25 protein-coding genes are annotated in these 17,493 nt (G+C 59.4%); 21 read left to right on the top strand and 4 right to left on the bottom strand.

The features are described from left to right. The first annotated feature begins 41 nt into the window (after window positions 1–41). The 15 genes from BM317_RS08700 (at window position 42) to recX (ending at window position 10,708) form a co-directional block, all read left to right on the top strand. On the top strand, window positions 42–551 hold the full coding sequence (locus BM317_RS08700; RefSeq protein WP_092165905.1) for a phage baseplate assembly protein V: 510 nt from the start codon (window positions 42–44) through the stop codon (window positions 549–551). Next, entirely contained in the window at window positions 551–949 is a 399-nt protein-coding gene (locus tag BM317_RS08695) for a phage GP46 family protein (RefSeq protein WP_092473992.1), read from the top strand. Before BM317_RS08700 ends, BM317_RS08695 begins: the two co-directional genes overlap by 1 nt. Further along, complete coding sequence (locus tag BM317_RS08690) at window positions 939–1,979, top strand: baseplate J/gp47 family protein (RefSeq protein WP_092473990.1); 1,041 nt, start codon at window positions 939–941, stop codon at window positions 1,977–1,979. Before BM317_RS08695 ends, BM317_RS08690 begins: the two co-directional genes overlap by 11 nt. Then, entirely contained in the window at window positions 1,967–2,566 is a 600-nt protein-coding gene (locus BM317_RS08685) for a YmfQ family protein (protein WP_060738955.1), read from the top strand. Before BM317_RS08690 ends, BM317_RS08685 begins: the two co-directional genes overlap by 13 nt. 10 nt (window positions 2,567–2,576) lie before the next feature. Further along, window positions 2,577–3,740: a phage tail protein gene (locus BM317_RS08680; protein ID WP_092473988.1), complete on the top strand. Its 1,164-nt coding sequence runs from the start codon at window positions 2,577–2,579 to the stop codon at window positions 3,738–3,740. Next, window positions 3,737–4,246, top strand: a complete 510-nt coding sequence (locus BM317_RS08675) for a phage tail protein (RefSeq protein ID WP_092473986.1) — start codon at window positions 3,737–3,739, stop codon at window positions 4,244–4,246. The genes BM317_RS08680 and BM317_RS08675 overlap by 4 nt, the downstream gene beginning before the upstream one ends. Window positions 4,247–4,273: 27 nt before the next feature. Then, entirely contained in the window at window positions 4,274–5,374 is a 1,101-nt protein-coding gene (locus BM317_RS08670; RefSeq protein WP_092165913.1) for a phage tail protein, read from the top strand. 7 nt (window positions 5,375–5,381) lie between these two features. Then, on the top strand, window positions 5,382–5,942 hold the full coding sequence (locus BM317_RS08665; RefSeq protein WP_092165915.1) for a tail fiber assembly protein: 561 nt from the start codon (window positions 5,382–5,384) through the stop codon (window positions 5,940–5,942). A 119-nt stretch (window positions 5,943–6,061) separates the two neighbouring features. Then, the gene (locus BM317_RS08660; RefSeq protein ID WP_092165917.1) at window positions 6,062–6,973 is read left to right on the top strand and encodes a gp53-like domain-containing protein; all 912 of its coding nucleotides are present in this window, start codon (window positions 6,062–6,064) and stop codon (window positions 6,971–6,973) included. A 7-nt stretch (window positions 6,974–6,980) separates the two neighbouring features. Beyond that, a complete protein-coding gene (locus BM317_RS08655; RefSeq protein ID WP_170866251.1) occupies window positions 6,981–7,418 on the top strand; it encodes a phage tail assembly chaperone in 438 nt (145 codons plus the stop codon). A gap of 24 nt (window positions 7,419–7,442) precedes the next feature. After that, complete coding sequence (locus BM317_RS08650; RefSeq protein ID WP_092165919.1) at window positions 7,443–8,006, top strand: glycoside hydrolase family 19 protein; 564 nt, start codon at window positions 7,443–7,445, stop codon at window positions 8,004–8,006. Beyond that, window positions 7,988–8,524, top strand: coding sequence for a lysis system i-spanin subunit Rz (locus BM317_RS08645; protein ID WP_092473984.1), 537 nt, complete (start codon window positions 7,988–7,990; stop codon window positions 8,522–8,524). The genes BM317_RS08650 and BM317_RS08645 overlap by 19 nt, the downstream gene beginning before the upstream one ends. A gap of 71 nt (window positions 8,525–8,595) precedes the next feature. After that, window positions 8,596–9,096, top strand: coding sequence for a CinA family protein (locus BM317_RS08640; protein WP_092473982.1), 501 nt, complete (start codon window positions 8,596–8,598; stop codon window positions 9,094–9,096). A gap of 83 nt (window positions 9,097–9,179) precedes the next feature. Then, window positions 9,180–10,232: a recombinase RecA gene (gene recA, locus BM317_RS08635; protein WP_003198351.1), complete on the top strand. Its 1,053-nt coding sequence runs from the start codon at window positions 9,180–9,182 to the stop codon at window positions 10,230–10,232. A gap of 8 nt (window positions 10,233–10,240) precedes the next feature. Beyond that, complete coding sequence (recX, locus tag BM317_RS08630) at window positions 10,241–10,708, top strand: recombination regulator RecX (protein ID WP_092165923.1); 468 nt, start codon at window positions 10,241–10,243, stop codon at window positions 10,706–10,708. Between the two features lie 47 nt (window positions 10,709–10,755). On the opposite strand, the gene BM317_RS08625 is transcribed toward recX, so the two are convergent. Further along, window positions 10,756–11,874, bottom strand: coding sequence for an LOG family protein (locus tag BM317_RS08625; protein WP_092165925.1), 1,119 nt, complete (start codon window positions 11,872–11,874; stop codon window positions 10,756–10,758). A gap of 454 nt (window positions 11,875–12,328) precedes the next feature. Here BM317_RS08625 and BM317_RS08620 point away from each other — a divergent pair, with 454 nt between their 5' ends. Then, window positions 12,329–12,523 carry a hypothetical protein gene (locus tag BM317_RS08620; RefSeq protein WP_072410549.1) on the top strand — a complete coding sequence of 65 codons (195 nt, stop codon included), beginning with the start codon at window positions 12,329–12,331 and terminating at the stop codon, window positions 12,521–12,523. Here the strand turns inward: BM317_RS08620 and BM317_RS08615 are convergent, their stop codons facing one another. Then, window positions 12,524–12,946, bottom strand: a complete 423-nt coding sequence (locus BM317_RS08615; protein ID WP_003198359.1) for a quorum-sensing-regulated virulence factor family protein — start codon at window positions 12,944–12,946, stop codon at window positions 12,524–12,526. A 184-nt stretch (window positions 12,947–13,130) separates the two neighbouring features. Between BM317_RS08615 and BM317_RS08610 the strand changes: the two genes are divergently transcribed. The 3 genes from BM317_RS08610 (at window position 13,131) to BM317_RS08600 (ending at window position 15,178) form a co-directional block, all read left to right on the top strand. Beyond that, complete coding sequence (locus tag BM317_RS08610; RefSeq protein WP_092473980.1) at window positions 13,131–13,877, top strand: tRNA-uridine aminocarboxypropyltransferase; 747 nt, start codon at window positions 13,131–13,133, stop codon at window positions 13,875–13,877. A gap of 212 nt (window positions 13,878–14,089) precedes the next feature. After that, window positions 14,090–14,743, top strand: a complete 654-nt coding sequence (erdR, locus tag BM317_RS08605; protein ID WP_092165927.1) for a response regulator transcription factor ErdR — start codon at window positions 14,090–14,092, stop codon at window positions 14,741–14,743. A 72-nt stretch (window positions 14,744–14,815) separates the two neighbouring features. Further along, on the top strand, window positions 14,816–15,178 hold the full coding sequence (locus BM317_RS08600) for a diacylglycerol kinase (protein ID WP_053118952.1): 363 nt from the start codon (window positions 14,816–14,818) through the stop codon (window positions 15,176–15,178). A 4-nt stretch (window positions 15,179–15,182) separates the two neighbouring features. On the opposite strand, the gene BM317_RS08595 is transcribed toward BM317_RS08600, so the two are convergent. Then, the gene (locus BM317_RS08595; RefSeq protein ID WP_170842270.1) at window positions 15,183–16,109 is read right to left on the bottom strand and encodes a LysR family transcriptional regulator; all 927 of its coding nucleotides are present in this window, start codon (window positions 16,107–16,109) and stop codon (window positions 15,183–15,185) included. 121 nt (window positions 16,110–16,230) lie between these two features. Here BM317_RS08595 and fpr point away from each other — a divergent pair, with 121 nt between their 5' ends. Continuing rightward, window positions 16,231–17,010 carry a ferredoxin-NADP reductase gene (gene fpr, locus BM317_RS08590; RefSeq protein ID WP_003184787.1) on the top strand — a complete coding sequence of 260 codons (780 nt, stop codon included), beginning with the start codon at window positions 16,231–16,233 and terminating at the stop codon, window positions 17,008–17,010. A gap of 140 nt (window positions 17,011–17,150) precedes the next feature. On the opposite strand, the gene BM317_RS31035 is transcribed toward fpr, so the two are convergent. Beyond that, a complete protein-coding gene (locus tag BM317_RS31035; protein WP_170842285.1) occupies window positions 17,151–17,339 on the bottom strand; it encodes a hypothetical protein in 189 nt (62 codons plus the stop codon). Between BM317_RS31035 and BM317_RS08585 the strand changes: the two genes are divergently transcribed. Further along, window positions 17,250–17,493, top strand: a 244-nt coding sequence (locus BM317_RS08585) for a transposase family protein (protein ID WP_256574100.1), incomplete at its 3' end; no start/stop codon positions are given. The two genes, BM317_RS31035 and BM317_RS08585, sit on opposite strands and share 90 nt — an antisense overlap.

The raw sequence follows: 17,493 nt of genomic DNA, 5'->3' as shown, positions 1-17,493 counted from the left end.
CGAACACCGCGTTCAAGTCCCCGATTCTCAAGGAAACCTCAATGAGCCTACTGACCCGCCTCCTGGCGCGCGGCACTGTCGTGCTCGCCCATTCGGCCACCAAGCTGCAGTCGCTGCAAATGCGCCTCACCGCCGGCGAAGTGAACGACGACATGGAGCACTTCGAACCCTACGGCTTCACCAGCAACCCGCTGGCCGGTGCCGAGGGCATTGCCACGTTCCTGGGGGGCGACCGCTCCCATGCCGTGGTCCTGGTGGTTGCCGATCGCCGCTTCCGTCTCCAGGCCCTGGCCCCCGGCGAAGTGGCGCTCTACACCGACGAAGGCGACAAGCTCCACTTCAAGCGCGGTCGTGTCATCGACATCGAGACTGCAACCCTGAACATCCGCGCCAGTAGCGCGGTGAACATCGACAGCCCGGTCATCAACCACACCGGCAAGATCGTCTCCCAAGGCGACCAGATCGCCGGCGGCATCAGCCAGATCAAACATGTGCATGGCGGCGTACAGGCCGGCAACGGCCAGACCGGCGCGCCGGCGGGAGGCCAATGATGTTCATCAGCCAGAACCTGCACGCCGCGCTGACCCGCTCGGTGCTGATCAGCCTGTTCACCTGGCGCCGCGCCGCTGACGACGATGCCGTCGATGATGACGAACGTTTCGGCTGGTGGGGCGACACCTTTCCCACCGTTGCCGACGACCGCATCGGCTCGCGGCTGTGGCTGTTGCGCCGGGTCAAGCTGACCCGCCAGACCCAGCTCGACGCCGAATTCTATGCCCGCGAAGCCTTGCAATGGCTGATCGATGACGGCCACTGCAGCGCCATCGACATCATCAGCGAACGCCTCGACGCCCAGCGCTTGAACCTGAGCACGGTCCTGACCCTGGCCGACGGCGAGCGCCTGGACATCAACCCCGATAACAGTTGGCAGGTGACCTATGCCGTTTGAAACCCCTTCGCTGCCGGTGCTGATCAAACGCGCCCAAAGCGACCTGGCCAGCGATTCGCTGCGCCAGTCCGATGCCCAAGTGCTGGCCCGCACTCTTGGCGGCGCCGCCTACGGCCTGTATGGCTACCTGGACTGGATCGCCGAGCAGATCCTGCCGGACAAAGCCGATGAGTCCACCCTGGAACGCATCGCCGCCCTGCGCCTGAACCAGGCGCGCAAAGCGGCCCAAGTGGCCAGCGGCAATGTCAGCTTCAGCGCTACGGCAGGTGCCGTGTTGGATGTCGATACGCTGCTGCAATCCACCGATGGCCGCACTTATAAAGTGACCACCGCCCGCACCACCAGCAATGGCCTGAACACCGCCACCGTCGCGGCGCTGGAAGCCGGTAGCCTGGGCAATGCCGACGCCGGCCTGGTGCTGACACCGGTGCAGCCGCTTCTGGGCATCGACAATCGCTTCACCGTGCTGGCGCCGGGGCTGACCGGCGGTGTTGCCAGGGAAAGCCTTGAGTCCCTGCGCGCCAGGGTGATCCGTTCCTATCGCGTGATTCCCCACGGCGGTTCGGCCCAGGACTATGAAACCTGGGCCCTGGAGTGCCCCGGCATCACCCGTGCTTGGTGCCGGGGTAGCTACCTGGGGCCAGGCACCGTCGGCCTGTTCGTGATGCGGGACGATGACCCGCAACCGATCCCCAACGCCGAGCAATTGGAAGAAGTGCGGGCCTACATCGAGCCCTTGCGCCCGGTGACCGCCGAGCTGCACGTGCTGGCGCCGACGCAGGTACCGGTGAACTACAGGCTGCGCATCACGCCGGACACCAGTGCCGTGCGGGCCGCCATCGAGGCCCAACTGCGCGACTTGCATAACCGTGAAGCCGGTCTCGGCGAACCGCTGTTGCTCAGTCATATCGCTGAAGCCATCAGCAGCGCCACCGGCGAAACCGACCACAAACTCAGTGCGCCAGTCGCCGATGTCGTCGCCGCCAGCAACCAGTTGCTGACGTTCGGAGGCTGCACATGGCTGGAATAAGAACCGCCGAACAGTACCAGGCCCAACTGCGTAGCCTGCTGCCCAGCGGCCCGGCATGGGATCCGGAGCGCGTACCGGAACTGGACGATGTGCTGCAAGGCATCGCCCAGGAACTGGCCCGCCTCGACGCCCGTGCCGCCGACCTGCTCAACGAGATGGACCCGGCAGGCGTGAGTGAGCTGGTACCGGACTGGGAGCGGGTGATGAACCTGCCGGATCCGTGCCTCGGGGCCACGCCGTTGTATGACGATCGCCGTCTGGCGGTGCGTCGACGGTTGTTGGCGGTGGGCAGCCAAGCCATTGCCTATTACGTGGAAATCGCCAAGAGCCAGGGTTACCCCAACGCCACCATCACCGAACTGAAGGCGCCGCGCATGGGCCGTGCACGGTTCGGCGAAGCGCATTTTGGCACCTGGCAGGCGCAGTTCATGTGGACCCTCAATACCGGTGGCCGGCTGCTGCTGGGGCGGCGTTTTGGTGCGAGCTATTGGGGGGAGCGTTTTGGCGTCAATCCGGGCTCGGCCCTGGAATGCCTGATCCACCGCAGTGCACCGGCGCATACCAAGGTTCACATCAATTATGACTAGGGAATAGAAGATGGATTATCCGAAGAGTGTGCCCAGCGCCGGATTGGTGAATGGGAAGTTCGTGGATGAAAACCCGCTGACCGGGACGCCGGGGTCGTTGATTCCGGCGGCTTGGGGGAACGGGGTGACACAGGAAATCGTGAATGTCATCAAAGCGGGTGATCTGACGCCAGATGAAACCCAGAACGATCAGCTACTCGAGGCGATTCAGTTGGTTACCGCCAAGGGCTGGAACCAGGACCTCGCGCTTCCGATCACTGCCTTGCCGCTGCCGACGATTGCAACAGCGGACGCCCGCCTGGCGATAACGCCAACGGCACTGTCAACCAGCGGCGGCCGTGTCTCGATTCCGGCGGGTGTGTACATCAGCATTGGACAAGAGGTGGTGAGTGGACGGTTGGGGCGATCACGTACCTACGTGACGGCGGCTTGGAGCAGCGCCGATTTATTGCCCAGCGCCAGTTATTTTCTACGCGCACAGGTCATCGGCGGTGTGCTGACCTTCTATATGCAGCGTGGAAGCCTGTATGACCTTTCGCCGGAGTCCTTGAAGGGTACGGTCAACGGAGCGTCCGGCGGCGGCTTTGCGTCCACCTCCCTGGACATGTGCCTGGCCTGGGTCATGACCGGGGCGCCAGGTTCCTTGCCAACGATTCGCACGATTTACAACCGTGCTCAATTGACCTGGACGCAAACGGTGAATGGCACTGGAGTGGTGTATCTGCCGCTGGATCCGCATGCGCGTGCGGCGCGGCTTGTGGCGGGGAATCCGACACCCGCGCCGAACGTCGTGACCTCGCTGGCGTTTGTTCAGGCTGGGTGGCTAGGGGGCAATTACAGCTACCTGTCACCCGCCGCTAGCACTCCCGGTAACAATGCCGTGGGCTGGGCGAATACCGCAAGTCCGTATATGTGCGTGTTGTTCTCCAATAACGTCGTCAATGACGTAAGCGTCGCCACGGTCACGGCCAGTTTTGACCATGCCCAATCGCGCTCGCTTTGGCAGTCGTACCAGGCCGAGCACACATTGGGCGCAACCAATGCCGATAGCGACGAATTGCTATTGAGCATGGGAATCAAGGGGCACCAGGCATTGACGGATTACAGCGTGGGTATCGCCGTCAACTTTACCAATGCAATCAATGTTCACCTGTCCTGGGAGCTGATCCGATGAAAGTCATTCAAGAACTGCACCAGTACGAAGATGGACTTCGCCCGCCTGCACCTTCGTCCGCCCATATCTGGGAGGACGGTACTTGGGTACTTACCGAAGAGAATGCCGCCGAGCAGTTGCGCCAGGAAGTCCAACGCCTGTGCGCCAAGGTCGATACCGCTGCCGACAGCGCCCGTCGCATGATGGCCGGAGATCCGTTGCGGGCTCTGGAATACCAGCAAGCCGCCCTGGAAGCGCAGGCCTTCAAGGATCAGGGTTATCCGAAAAAAGCCGTCCCGTTGGCCGTTTCTGCGTGGGTCGTCAAAGGCCGTACAGCCAGGCAGGCGGCGGATCAGATTCTCGCCAAAGCCGCTGAATTTGAAGCGAACTTGCTGGCGCTTCGCGAACTGCGCCTCAAGGCCAAGGCACAGATTCGCGCACACATGGCCAAAGGCAAGGCGGATCTTGCGAGCCAAGCCGCTGATGAGGTGCTTGCGATTATCCGAGCGCTACCTCTTCGTGCTTGAACCCCATCTCATAGAGAGCAATAAAACATGGATTATCCAAAAAGTGTTCCCAGTGTCGGGCTGGTGAACGGTCGGTTCGTGGATGAAAACCCGCTGGCGGGCACGCCTGGATCGCTGATTCCAGCGGTCTGGGGCAACAGCGTCACCCAGGAAATCCTTAGCGTGATCTCGGCGGCCGGCATGACACCCTCCGAAGCAGATACCGGACAGTTGATCAAGGCGTTGCAAACCATCCTTGGACGCAGCAGCCCGATGCGTTCGGTGATTACACGGTTATCGGCTTCAAAAGTGCTGACCGCTGAGGAATTGGGGCTTGTGCTGATCGATGCCAGTGCTGGTGCGAACACTGTAACCCTGCCGACAGCCAATGCGGCGCTTGGTGTTCGCGATGTGATTGTGCGACGTGTGGATAACAGCGGTAACCGCCTGACGGTGCGCGCTGCAGGAACTGATAGGGTTAGGTTCCACACTCACTTGGCAGCCAGTGGTTATCCATTCTTGGTGCTGATGGGTAGCGGTGACTGGTGGCATTTGCGCAGCGACGAGGCTGGGGTCTGGTGGCCGGTAAATCGCTTTGATTCGACGGCGCTGGGACGCATTTCCTTCGAGAGCACACGCCAGGTTATCCCCGGCGGGTATGCAGTGCTTAACGGTAATTTGCTGGTGCGTAGCGAATGGCCGTGGCTGTGGGACTTTGCGCAATCGTCCGGTGCGCTAGTGGCCGAAGCTGCCAGAGCGGGGAACGAAGGTGCGTGGACCAGCGGTGATGGTGCGACAACCTTTCGACTTCCCGATATTCGTGGCGAGTTCTTGCGCGTGTTGGATGAGGCCCGAGGCGTAGATGTTGATCGTTCGGCGGGCAGCAGACAAATGTATGCCCTTGAAAGCCACAACCACTTTTTGCCTACCAGTTCGGGTAGTGCTAATCGTCCGGGGCCTGGTATTGCTGATGGCTCTTGGGACGTGACTCGTGACGTTAATGCTGCTCCTGCAACGGGGATAGTTGGTACGACGTATCCCAATCCACTTTTCTTTTCCAGTGGGGAACTTGTAGGCAATATCGGCACTTTCGGCACTGAAACTCGCCCTAGAAACATTGCCTATTCCGCCCGAATCAAGCTGATCTGAGGCCATTATGTATATTTATCTGTTTGACGGCTCAGGTGTTCTATCTGGCCCGATAGAACTTTTCGTAACCCCCGGCATGGGCATTCAAATCCCAAGTAACGGCATCCAGCTTTCCTTCGAATTACCCCCTGCCCAAGAGCACCATTCATGGGTCATGGTGAACGGCGTTCCGCGAGAGATGGTGGACTGGCGTGGGGCGGTTTATCGCAAGGACAACGGCGCTCATTTGCAATGGACCGAGTTCGGCGAATTGCCGGAGATGTACACCGCCGAGCCCTGGCCCGGTAACTATTACGTCTGGCGTGATAACGCCTGGGTCTTTGATGAAACGCTGAAACTGGCCGACCTCAAGCGCGAAGGGTTAGCTAAGCGCGACAAACTGCTGCGGGACACGGTTCAGACAATCGCTCCCCTCCAGTACGCCGAAGACATTGGCGACGCCACTGACCAGGAACAGCTGATGTTGATGGAGTGGAAGCTCTACAGCGTCGAATTGAACCGCATCCAGCATCAAACCGGTTTTCCAACCGACATCACCTGGCCGGTCGTGCCTGAGTCCGCTGTTTAAACCCAATACAGGTTGGACGGCTAAGAAACGTTCATTTTTCCCAGGCACTGTTGGCGCGAGTCAACAGGCGAGGCTTTCTATTGCCGTTTTCGACCGTTTGAAATTTAAAGGAGAGGAACTTGGATTATCCCAAAAGTGTGCCCAGTGCGGGCCTGGTGAATGGCCGGTTCGTGGATGAGGATCCACTGGCAGGTACGCCGGGATCATTGATCCCCGCCAGTTGGGGCAATGGTGTGACGCAGGAATTACTCAGTGTCATCCAGGCAGCTGGGATAGCGCCGTCGGAAGCCAGCTACAACCAATTGCTCACTGCCATACGGAGTAGCGGGCTGTTTCTTACCGCGCCGCTATTTGATAACAGCAGGGCCGTTGCAACGACAGAATACGTACTTCGCAGGGGCATGCAGTATGGCGGGTTTGATGTTTACAGCACTGGGGTAACATTGACAGTGTCGGATGTCGGCGGAGTTGCCAGTTTCGCCAGTAACACACCGGTTACCGCCAGACTGCCGGCTACCGCCGAAATCATACAGGGCGCCACAGTGACGATTGTCAATGCGGGAACCGGCATGGTCACCGTTTCAACGGCATCCGCTATTGATGTGCTATGCGCTTCGAATGGTGCGCAGGGGGCAATCACTATTGGTCTGGGCGAAACGGCGGAGTTCATTAAACTCACTAACCAATGGCGTCTTATTGGCGGTACTGTTGCCTTGAAGTATTCGGCCATGTCCATTTCGTCATTGCAACCCAATGGCTGGAAGCGCACGCCTGATGCAACGAGTCCGACGGGATATGTTATCGAGCAGTGGGGCATTTCTTCCAGCGGAGCGGATGCCAACGGCGTTATCGTAACGTTTCCAATGTCCTTCCCTAATGCCGTCAGAAACATTGTAGTGACCGATGGAGGCCCCACTTGTGCGTCCTTTGGAGTCTCCACAGGCTCGCTGAGCCAATTCAGGCTTTATGGGCGGGACTACAATGGCGCCTATTCAAATTGGACTGGATTATGGCGAGCGATAGGTTATTGAGGGGGAGATGAATATGTTGATTTATTACGCTCAATCCACGGGCGGGTTTTACAACTCTATCGATCACGCTAACAATCTTCCTGAAGATGCGATCAAGGTCACCGATGAAGAATATAGAGCGTTATTTGCCGCCCCCTTTCTGAACAAATGTATCGAGTCGGACGCCAAAGGTCGCCCGGTGCTCTCGGATATGTCCGTTAATGAGCTCACGGTACGAATGGCCGGTGAAAAGAATTGGCGTGATGCATTGCTCACAGCCACCGACCGCCTCATAGCGAGAGATCGCGACGAAATGGATGACGGTGGCGGTACGACGCTGGACCAAACACAGTACACGCAGCTTCAGGCTTATCGCCGGGCTTTGAGGGATTGGCCACAGGATGAGCACTTTCCAGCCACTGAACATCGTCCGGTGGCGCCGTCCTGGCTGGCCGGACATCTTTGATCATGCACTTGCGATGACCTGAACATGGATCTTATGCAGCAGCAACTCATCAACATCATGCCCGACGCCCGCGCCCAAGCGGGCGTTTTTATTTCCGCGCTAAACACCGCTATGTCCCGCTATCGTATCGACACACCCAAACGCATGGCCGCGTTCCTGGCCCAGGTCGGTCATGAGTCGGGGCAATTGCGTTATGTCCGCGAGCTGGGCAGTGAGCAATATCTGAGCAAGTACGATACCGGAACCCTGGCCGTTCGCCTGGGCAACTCACCCCAGGCCGACGGTGACGGCCAGAAGTATCGTGGCCGAGGACTGATCCAGATTACCGGCCGCGACAATTACCTTCGTTGCAGTCAGGGCCTGTTTGGCGACGCGCGTCTGCTGACGTTGCCGCAGTTGCTGGAGCAACCGCAATGGGCCGCTGAATCCGCGGCGTGGTTCTGGGAGCAGAACGGCTTGAACGAACTGGCCGACCGCGATCAGTTCAACACCATCACCCGCCGTATCAACGGTGGTTTGAATGGCTTGGAGGAGCGCCTGCAACTCTGGGCGCGGGCGAGGGCGGTGTTATGCCAGTCTTCGGCCTGATGCCTTTTTCTGCTCGCACCCTTGGCATTGTCGTTTTACTGACAGTGTTGGCGGGGGGGCCGGCAATGCTCGCGTGGCGACTCCAGGATTGGCGTTATGGCCAACAATTGGCGCAACTGGCACAAGCCCAGACTGCGACGCTGAGTCAGATAAGCCAGGCGGCCGCGATGCAGCAAAAGGCCGAGCGGGACAAACGCCTCGCCCTTGAGCAACAACTCTCCACCAGCGAACAAACCCATTACCGAGCCTTGAGCGATGCCCAACGTGACCAGGATCGCCTGCGCGATCGCCTTGCTACTGCCGATGTCCGGCTGTCAGTCCTCCTCGACGCCAACGATGTTGCCGTCGGTTGTGCAGTGCCTGCCGCCACCGGCGCCGGCGGCGTGGATCATGGCGCCCCACGCGCCCGACTTGACCCGGCGCATGCTCAACGAATTATCGCCATCACCGACGCCGGTGATCGCGCACTGATTGCCTTGCAGGCCTGTCAGGCCTATATCAGAGCGCTGGGTCGGTAATCCGGCGAGCCTTGCAAGCGTCGACTGCTCGTGTACGGTAGGCCTCAATCGTGGGGAATCAGGAGAGCACCATGGACGACATTACCGAACTGGCCGCTGAATTGGGCAGACGCCTGCAGTTGCTCAATGCCCACGTCACCACGGCCGAGTCCTGTACGGGCGGCGGGATTGCCGAGGCGATTACCCGGATTCCGGGGAGTTCCGCCTGGTTCGAGGCCGGTTATGTCACCTATTCCAATCGCCAGAAAAGCCAGCAACTGGAGGTGCCGGCCCAGTTGTTCGAGAAGGTCGGGGCGGTCAGCCGCGAGGTGGTCGAGGCCATGGCACAAGGCGCCCAGCGCAAAAGCCTGGCGCGTTTTGCCGTGGCGGTCAGCGGGGTGGCCGGGCCGGATGGGGGTTCGCCGAGCAAACCGGTGGGCACCGTATGGCTCGCCTGGGCCGTTGGCCAGACGCTGATCAGCGAGCAGCGCTTCTTTCCAGGCAACCGCGACGAGGTCCGCCGACAAACGGTGAGGGCCGCGCTAGAGGGGCTGCTGCAACATGCCGCTGTAGAAATCTCAAATCAGGGGTAGGCGATCCTCAATCGCTGTGGAATAATACTGGCTACTTATACAGGTGTTGGCCGTCAGGCCTTATTGATTACGTGAGGACTTTAATGGACGACAACAAGAAGAAAGCCTTGGCTGCGGCCTTGGGTCAGATCGAACGTCAATTCGGCAAGGGTGCCGTAATGCGTATGGGCGATCAGGACCGTCAGGCTATTCCTTCCATCTCCACCGGCTCCCTGGGCCTGGACATTGCGCTTGGCATCGGCGGTCTGCCAAAAGGCCGAATCGTTGAAATCTACGGTCCTGAGTCTTCCGGTAAAACCACACTGACCCTGTCCGTGATCGCCCAGGCCCAAAAAGCCGGCGCGACCTGCGCCTTCGTCGACGCCGAACACGCCCTGGACCCGGAATACGCTGGCAAACTGGGTGTCAACGTTGACGACCTGCTGGTTTCCCAACCGGACACCGGCGAGCAGGCCCTGGAAATCACCGACATGCTGGTGCGTTCCAACGCGGTCGACGTGATCATCGTCGACTCCGTGGCGGCACTGGTGCCAAAGGCTGAAATCGAAGGTGAAATGGGCGACATGCACGTGGGCCTCCAGGCTCGCCTGATGTCCCAGGCCCTGCGCAAGATCACCGGTAACATCAAGAACGCCAACTGCCTGGTGATCTTCATCAACCAGATCCGTATGAAGATCGGCGTGATGTTCGGCAGCCCGGAAACCACCACGGGTGGTAACGCACTGAAGTTCTACGCCTCGGTTCGCCTCGACATCCGCCGTACTGGCGCGGTGAAAGAAGGTGATGAAGTGGTCGGCAGCGAAACCCGCGTCAAGGTCGTGAAGAACAAGGTGGCTTCGCCGTTCCGTCAGGCCGAGTTCCAGATTCTTTACGGCAAGGGCATCTACCTCAATGGCGAGATGATCGACCTGGGTGTGTTGCACGGTTTCGTCGAGAAGTCGGGCGCCTGGTATGCCTACAACGGCACCAAGATCGGTCAGGGCAAGGCCAACTCGGCCAAGTTCCTGGCGGATAACCCGGAAGTCGCCGCTGCTCTCGAGAAACAATTGCGTGACAAGCTGTTGAGCCCGGTTGCAGACGTCAAGTCCGTGGCTAATCGCGAGACCGCTGACGATCTGGCTGACGCTGACATCTGATCGATCCGATGACCGCCGTACTCGATACCCTCGTCGCGGTGCGGCGAACCGCGATGGACCTGCTCGCCAGGCGCGAGCACGGTCGGGTCGAGCTGACGCGTAAACTGCGTCAGCGTGGCGCGCCCGATGAGTTGATCGACACGGCCCTCGACCGTTTGACTGAAGAGGGCCTGCTGTCGGAGTCCCGTTACCTGGAAAGCTTCGTCGCTTATCGCGCCCGTTCCGGCTACGGTCCTTTGCGCATTCGTGAGGAGCTGGGCCAGCGCGGTTTGCAGCGCCCGGATATCGAACTCGCCTTGCGCGAAAGCGGTATCGATTGGCAGGCGCAACTGACGGACACCTGGCGTCGCAAGTTCTCCGGACATTTGCCTATCGATGCACGAGAGCGAGCCAAGCAAGGGCGTTTCCTGGCGTACCGAGGCTACTCCATGGAAATGATCAACCGCTTGTTCAGCGGTCGCGGCATGGATGATTAATTAAAAAACGGCCCGCTATTTCGATAGCGGGCCGTTTTTTTATGGGCTCAGGTTACCTTGATCGGCTCCCAGGTAAGGGGGTGGGTCTTTTGGGCAGGTTGGGTCCAGTTTTCCGGCAGGTTGATGTAGTCCACCAATTCCCTCAAGCGACCATGATTACGGGCGTTGAAGGTGAACGTCAGACGTGTCAGATGACTGAACCGGGCCTCGTCGTGCTCTTCACCGCTGTAGTCATGTTGATGAAAACAATCGTTCAGGCACAGGTCGGCGAAATCTACCTGCATCTGCTGCAGTGCCTGTTCGCTTAGTTTGTGATTCATGCGGATCACGAACTGATGCTTGAGCCAGCGACTGGAGTGGAAGTTGCGGTAGAACTGATTGATCTCTTCCACGGCCTCTTCGGCGTTGTAGACCAGGCGCATGAGCTTCATGTCGGTGGGCAGGATGTAGCGATTTTCTTCCAACTGCTCGCGGATAAAGTCCAGGGCGCTTTGCCAGAACCTGCCCCCGGGAACATCCAGCAGGACCACCGGTACCAGTGGGCTTTTACCGGTCTGGACCAGCGTCAGGACTTCCAGCGCCTCATCAAGCGTGCCGAAACCGCCAGGACAGAGCACCAGTGCATCGGCCTCCTTGACGAAAAACAGCTTGCGGGTGAAGAAGAAGTGGAACGGCAGCAGGTTCGACGTACCTTCGACGGTCGGGTTGGCGTGCTGTTCGAAAGGCAGGGTGATATTGAATCCCAGGCTATGGTCACGTCCCGCGCCTTCATGGGCAGCGGCCATGATGCCACCGCCGGCACCGGTGATGACCATCATGTCCGAGCGGGCCAGCGAAGCGCCCAATTCTCGGGCCAGGCCGTACAGCGGATGTTCGATAGGCGTTCGGGCCGAGCCGAAAACCGTGACCTTGCGCCGGCCCTTGAATTGTTCGAGCGTACGGAAGGCGTGTTCCAGTTCCCTCAGGGTCTGCAGCGTGATCTTGGCATTCCAGCGGTTGTGATCTTCCTGGGCCATGCGCAGCACAGTCAGGATCATGTCACGGTAAATGGGGAGGTTGGGGCTGTCGGGAGACACCAGGTTGAGTTGTTCTTCGACCTTGTGGGTAAGGTCGTGGCCGTGGTTCTCAAAATGACGACTGAGCAGGTCATTCGGTTTATAAGGCATTCAACTTCTCCTTCTTAACAGGACCCTGGCCCGGATGAGAGATTCATCAGGGCCACGACACGTCGTGTGTCGTCGTCAGCCCAGGCAGCGGCCTGGAGGTTGACCTGGCTTGACGCGGTCTGCAGCAGGGCGACCAAGCCATCCAGCGGGTTCTGTTTTTCCCTTTTGATGAAAACAAGCACGCCAAGGTGTTGGCCGGGCAGCCTCTTTCTGCCCGATGCAAATACTCAGAATACTTTTGAATCTAGCCGATCTTTGCTGTCCTGATCATGGCGCTCAAAAGTGACCGTTGGCAACCGCTGGATAAGTGCACCGCCATATCGCGCCGCTCGTCAGATTGCCGGCCGGGTGCGTGCCGCTCTGATTTACTGATACCAAGCGTGGCAATGTAATTTGGCGCTCAGAGCTGGTGCTACGTGATGGATTGAAGCGGACGGGCATGGAGGCGGGAGAGATGACCAGGGTGACTCTGGAGCTCGACAGGCAGTTGTACTTGATGCTGTTGGAATCGGCACAGGCCAATCGGGTGAGTCTTGAAGAGGAATGCTGTCGTCGACTGGAAGGGCGGGCATGGCGCTCGCGCTACCTGCAGGCGCTGGTAGCGGAATTGCGCGCCGACGATGAGCAGCGGCGCGCAAGCTCGGGTTGATTACTTCTTCGTCTTGGCGGGTTTCGGGCAATCCGATTCCTGGAAGCGCTCGGTCGCGACCGGGCGGTTGGTCTTAACCTCGGTGAATTCGTAGCGCATTGTCGCTCCCTTGGCCATCAACTTGCGAAAGCCCGGATTGGTGCACACCGTGGAGCCCAACTGGAAATACACGGCCTTCGGATCGGCGCGCATTTTCTGGGCATGGCTGCTTTGCACGCTGAGGTGGTTGATCAGCTCGGTGCCTTCGACGGTATACCCCTGGTCGAGAATGTCTTCGTTGATTGCCCGCGGCGTACCGACGCTACTTTCCTTGGCAACGTTCTGCAGCATCTTGTTCAGTTCGAGTTCTTTCAGCGAGGCAGCCTGAGCGCTGAAGGACGTCGCCAGCAGAACGGCAACGGTAGGGACGATAAGGCGCAGCATGAAACTCTCCTGGTTCAGTGACTGGTGGTTCGACCGATCACATGACTGTGCGTTCAGTGGTCGGGGATTATAGGGGAGCCCGGGTGGACGGTACAGGCTCGTGCGCTCTGGTAGACTGCCGGCCTTTATTGCCCTGCCGAGTGTTGTTCGTGTCGAGTTTTCCTGTCTGTCGGCGTCGCCCACGATGAATCACGCCCCTAACGCCGTAGCCCGCCTGCGCGACCAGCGCATCGATGAAGGGATCAAGCCGATCCAGGCCCGAGGCTGGCGCGCCCCCCGTTGCAGCGCCTGCCGGGTGATCGAGAGCCATTGCCTGTGCGCCTGGCGTCCGAGCGTCGAAACCCGTTCCGGGGTCTGCCTGATCATGACCAACAAGGAAGTGTTCAAGCCGAGCAACACCGGTTGGCTGATTGCCGATGTGGTGCGTGACAACCATGCGTTCATCTGGTCGCGCACCGAGGTCGATGAGCAACTGCTGGCGTTGCTGAACGATCCGCAATGGCAGCCGTACCTTGTGTTTCCGGGCGAATATGTCGAGCCATCGCGGGTCACCCACACGGTGGACCTCGATCAGTCCAAGCGCCCGTTGTTCATTCTGCTGGACGCGACCTGGACGGAGGCGCGGAAGATTTTCCGTAAGAGCCCGTATTTCGACCGGCTGCCGATCCTGAGCCTGCTGCCCGACAAACTGTCGCGCTACCGCTTGCGTCGTTCGACCCGCAGCGAGCACCTGTGCACTGCGGAAGTGGCAGCGTTGTGTCTGGAGTTGGCGGGGGATAGCGACGCCGCGTCGGCCCTGGATGCCTATTTCGATGTGTTCAGCCAGCATTACCTGGGCGCCAAGGGCCAGCAGGAGGTCAATGTGTCGACCCCGGCCCATGCCGAGTTGCAACCCTTCATTCGTACGCCGCACACAGTATTGGCCCAATAGTGGCCCATACTGGACTCAGGGGCGGTCGTGCTGCTTGACCACCCCGGCTTCGCTGGGCATGCTTGGCGCCGACCAGGGCGCCGCCCCGTGTTGAAACGTCATGTTTGGCGTTGCACGTGCCCCTGTGGATGCCGCCGCAGGGCGGTGTCTTGAGTTGCTTGGCGAGGTGCGAATGCTTCGGGCCTGCCATTAAAAACAGGATCATTTGAAAAATGACCACATACGAAATCCTGATTGCCGATGACCACCCGCTCTTTCGCAGCGCGTTGCATCAGGCAGTGACCCTGGGCCTTGGCCCGGATGTCCGATTGACGGAGGTGGCCAGTATCGCGGAACTGGAAGTCCAGTTGACGGCGAAGTCCGATTGGGACCTGGTGCTGCTGGATCTGAACATGCCCGGTGCCTACGGTTTTTCAGGACTGGTGCTGTTGCGCGGCCAATACCCGCAGATCCCCGTGGTCATGGTCTCGGCCCAGGAAGAAGCGTCAGTGATGGTCAAGGCCCGGGAGTTCGGTGCCAGTGGCTTCATCCCCAAGTCCAGCTCCCTTGAGATGATTCAAAAGGCCGTGAAGGCGGTCCTGGACGGCGATGTCAGCTGGCCGCCCCAGGCGTTTGAAGCCGTGAGCGTGTCCGAGGAAGCCAAGGCCGCCAGCGCGGGCCTGGCCAGCCTCACGCCACAGCAGTTTCGAGTGTTGACCATGGTCTGCGAAGGCCTGCTGAACAAACAGATTGCCTATGAACTGAACGTGTCTGAGGCCACTATCAAGGCCCACGTCACGGCAATCTTCCGTAAACTGAACGTACGCACCCGGACCCAGGCGGCCCTGCTGCTGCAACAACTTGAGTCAATTTCGCCGCCGGCTTAGTGTTCGGGTTCACGCTTTTTTGACCGGGTTTGAATTAGTTTCTCCACTCCTTTTCGATCAGTTGCTCACTCTATGTCACCTTTTAAAGGCCAGACCGGCCTGAAACGCATCCTCAACGCCTCCGGCTATTCCTTGGACGGGCTGCGCGCGGCTTTTGTCGGTGAAGCGGCTTTCCGTCAGTTGGTGTTGCTCAACGTCGTATTGATTCCGTTGTCGTTCTTCCTGAACGTCAGCCGTGTCGAACAGGCGCTGCTGATTGCCGTGTGCCTGCTGGCATTGATCGTGGAATTGCTCAACTCGGCGGTGGAGGCGGCCATCGACCGCATCTCCCTGGAGCTGCATCCGTTATCGAAAAACGCCAAGGACATGGGCAGCGCTGCCCAGTTCGTCGCCCTGACGATGATCGCGTTGGTGTGGGGCCTGATCCTGCTATAACTGCTCAGGCAATGACCGGCAGCACGATTTCGTCGCTGCGCTGGGCCCCGGCGGTGAACGCCCGGCACAATTCGAGAAATTCGCGCATGGCGGAGGTCTGGTACTTCTGTTTGTGCCAGATGAAATAGAACTGCCGCGCCAGGTCCATGTCCGGTGTTTCCACCGCGACGAGGCTGCCGCGGCGGAAGGCGTCGCGCAGGGCCAGGCGTGAGATGCAGCCAATACCTAGGCCGGATTCAACGGCGCGCTTGATCGCTTCGGTGTGTTCCAGCTCCAGGCGGATGTTCAACGCGCTGCGGTGGTGGCGCATGGCCTGGTCGAAAGTCAGTCGTGTGCCCGAACCCTGTTCCCGCAGAATCCAGGCTTCATGGGTCAATTCCTCCATGGTCGCCTGGCCGCGCTTGGCCAGTGGGTGTTGAGGAGCGCAGAACACCACCAGTTCGTCCTCGACCCAGCTTTGCACTTCGATGTCCGGATGGCTGCAGTCGCCTTCGATTAGACCCAGATCAATTTCATAGTGGGCAACCTGGTGCACGATATTGGCAGTGTTCTGCACGTGCAGCTTCACCTGGCTTTCCGGATGGCGCTGCATGAAGCCGCCGATCAACAAGGTCGCCAGGTAATTGCCGATGGTCAGCGTTGCGCCGACCGCCAGTGAGCCGAAACCGGACTTGCCATTGAGCAGGTCTTCGATCTCCTTGGCCTGGTCCAGCAGCGCCACTGCCTGGGGCAGCAGCTGTTTGCCCAGGGCATTGAGGCTCAGGCGTTTGCCGGCACGGTCGAACAACTGGCAGCTCGATTGCCGCTCCAGTTCGGTGATGGAGGTGCTGGCCGCCGACTGCGACAGGTTGAGCTGGCCCGCAGCGCGAGACACGCTTTCTTGCTGGGCGACGGCGACGAAGACTTGAAGTTGACGTAGAGTAAATCGCATATCGATATAACCGATAACCCTTATCTTAATAATCCATTTAACAGATATTGTCGCCGCCATTAGAATGCGATGCAATTGCGCAGATTATCGGCGCAGGCATCATTCCCAGGAGTCCCCGTACATGAGCAACATGAACCACGAGCGTGTCCTCAGTGTTCATCACTGGAACGACACTCTGTTCAGCTTCAAGTGCACCCGCGATCCGGGCCTGCGCTTCGAGAACGGTCAGTTCGTGATGATCGGCCTGCAACAGCCCAACGGCCGCCCGCTTATGCGCGCTTACTCGATTGCCAGCCCGAACTGGGAAGAGCATCTCGAATTCTTCAGCATCAAGGTGCCCGATGGTCCGCTGACCTCCCAGTTGCAGCACCTGAAGGAAGGCGACGAGATCATCATCAGCAAGAAACCCACCGGCACCCTGGTGCTGGACGATCTCAAGCCTGGCAAGCATTTGTACCTGCTCAGCACCGGTACCGGCCTGGCGCCGTTCATGAGCGTCATCCAGGATCCGGAAACCTACGAGCGTTTCGAAAAAGTGATCCTGTGCCACGGCGTGCGTTACGTCAATGAAGTCGCTTACCGCGAATTCATCACCGAGCACTTGCCGCAGAACGAGTTCTTTGGCGAAGCCCTGCGTGACAAGCTGATCTACTACCCGACCGTGACGCGCGAGCCGTTCGAGAACGAAGGCCGCCTGACCGACCTGATGCGCAGTGGCAAGCTGTTCCGCGACATCGGCCTGCCGCCGATCAACCCCCAGGACGACCGCGCCATGCTGTGCGGCAGCCCGAGCATGCTCGACGAGACCAGTGAAGTGCTCAACAGCTTCGGCCTGACCGTTTCGCCGCGTATGCGCGAGCCGGGTGACTACCTGATCGAGCGGGCGTTTGTAGAGAAGTAAGCTGTTGTGGTGACTGGTAGATCGCCATCGCGAGCAAGCTCGCTCCCACATGGGGATTTGGATTGAATCCAGCTCTGGGAGCGAGCTTGCTCGCGATGGCAGCGACTCGGTCCAACTGACTGAGCATAAAAAAAGGTTCTTCACGGAATCCCGGGAAACACAGAAACAAGAACGCCGATTTGATTGATGATGTTCGTGCGAGCAAACACATCTAACAAACCGGCGTTCTTATGCGCGATATTAATACTTTCCTTCCTTTTTGGGAGGGCTTTTCTGTCGTTACGATCAAGCCTGATGGCGACGCGCTTCAGATCGACCTGATTCCCCATCCCACCCGATTCCCATCCTGCGGCGGGTGCCAGAAAACCTGTTCAAGCACTCATGAGTATTGCGAGCGTACCGTTCGTGACTTGCCGATTCTCGGTCGTGCGGTACGCCTCCGCGTTTTGCTCAGGCGTGTTGGCTGTCGTGACTGCGGTAAAC

Source organism: Pseudomonas sp. NFACC24-1 (assembly GCF_900115235.1).
GTDB classification, from domain to species: domain Bacteria; phylum Pseudomonadota; class Gammaproteobacteria; order Pseudomonadales; family Pseudomonadaceae; genus Aquipseudomonas; species Aquipseudomonas fluorescens_AA.
Note: the sequence above shows the minus strand (reverse complement) of the source record. Positions and strands in the feature narration are given on the sequence as shown.

Excerpts from the sequence above, each read along its gene's own strand:
- BM317_RS08690 (WP_092473990.1), top strand. The coding sequence starts at position 939 with ATGCCGTTTGAAACCCCTTCGCTGCCGGTGCTGATCAAACGCGCCCAA.
- fpr (WP_003184787.1), top strand. The coding sequence starts at position 16,231 with ATGAGCAACATGAACCACGAGCGTGTCCTCAGTGTTCATCACTGGAAC.
- BM317_RS08680 (WP_092473988.1), top strand. The coding sequence starts at position 2,577 with ATGGATTATCCGAAGAGTGTGCCCAGCGCCGGATTGGTGAATGGGAAG.
- BM317_RS08620 (WP_072410549.1), top strand. The coding sequence starts at position 12,329 with ATGACCAGGGTGACTCTGGAGCTCGACAGGCAGTTGTACTTGATGCTG.
- BM317_RS31035 (WP_170842285.1), bottom strand. The coding sequence starts at position 17,339 with ATGGGGAATCAGGTCGATCTGAAGCGCGTCGCCATCAGGCTTGATCGT.
- BM317_RS08640 (WP_092473982.1), top strand. The coding sequence starts at position 8,596 with ATGGACGACATTACCGAACTGGCCGCTGAATTGGGCAGACGCCTGCAG.
- recA (WP_003198351.1), top strand. The coding sequence starts at position 9,180 with ATGGACGACAACAAGAAGAAAGCCTTGGCTGCGGCCTTGGGTCAGATC.
- BM317_RS08700 (WP_092165905.1), top strand. The coding sequence starts at position 42 with ATGAGCCTACTGACCCGCCTCCTGGCGCGCGGCACTGTCGTGCTCGCC.
- BM317_RS08645 (WP_092473984.1), top strand. The coding sequence starts at position 7,988 with ATGCCAGTCTTCGGCCTGATGCCTTTTTCTGCTCGCACCCTTGGCATT.
- BM317_RS08610 (WP_092473980.1), top strand. The coding sequence starts at position 13,131 with ATGAATCACGCCCCTAACGCCGTAGCCCGCCTGCGCGACCAGCGCATC.
- BM317_RS08665 (WP_092165915.1), top strand. The coding sequence starts at position 5,382 with ATGTATATTTATCTGTTTGACGGCTCAGGTGTTCTATCTGGCCCGATA.
- BM317_RS08625 (WP_092165925.1), bottom strand. The coding sequence starts at position 11,874 with ATGCCTTATAAACCGAATGACCTGCTCAGTCGTCATTTTGAGAACCAC.
- BM317_RS08670 (WP_092165913.1), top strand. The coding sequence starts at position 4,274 with ATGGATTATCCAAAAAGTGTTCCCAGTGTCGGGCTGGTGAACGGTCGG.
- BM317_RS08695 (WP_092473992.1), top strand. The coding sequence starts at position 551 with ATGTTCATCAGCCAGAACCTGCACGCCGCGCTGACCCGCTCGGTGCTG.
- BM317_RS08615 (WP_003198359.1), bottom strand. The coding sequence starts at position 12,946 with ATGCTGCGCCTTATCGTCCCTACCGTTGCCGTTCTGCTGGCGACGTCC.
- erdR (WP_092165927.1), top strand. The coding sequence starts at position 14,090 with ATGACCACATACGAAATCCTGATTGCCGATGACCACCCGCTCTTTCGC.
- recX (WP_092165923.1), top strand. The coding sequence starts at position 10,241 with ATGACCGCCGTACTCGATACCCTCGTCGCGGTGCGGCGAACCGCGATG.
- BM317_RS08650 (WP_092165919.1), top strand. The coding sequence starts at position 7,443 with ATGGATCTTATGCAGCAGCAACTCATCAACATCATGCCCGACGCCCGC.
- BM317_RS08685 (WP_060738955.1), top strand. The coding sequence starts at position 1,967 with ATGGCTGGAATAAGAACCGCCGAACAGTACCAGGCCCAACTGCGTAGC.
- BM317_RS08655 (WP_170866251.1), top strand. The coding sequence starts at position 6,981 with ATGAATATGTTGATTTATTACGCTCAATCCACGGGCGGGTTTTACAAC.
- BM317_RS08600 (WP_053118952.1), top strand. The coding sequence starts at position 14,816 with ATGTCACCTTTTAAAGGCCAGACCGGCCTGAAACGCATCCTCAACGCC.
- BM317_RS08675 (WP_092473986.1), top strand. The coding sequence starts at position 3,737 with ATGAAAGTCATTCAAGAACTGCACCAGTACGAAGATGGACTTCGCCCG.
- BM317_RS08595 (WP_170842270.1), bottom strand. The coding sequence starts at position 16,109 with ATGCGATTTACTCTACGTCAACTTCAAGTCTTCGTCGCCGTCGCCCAG.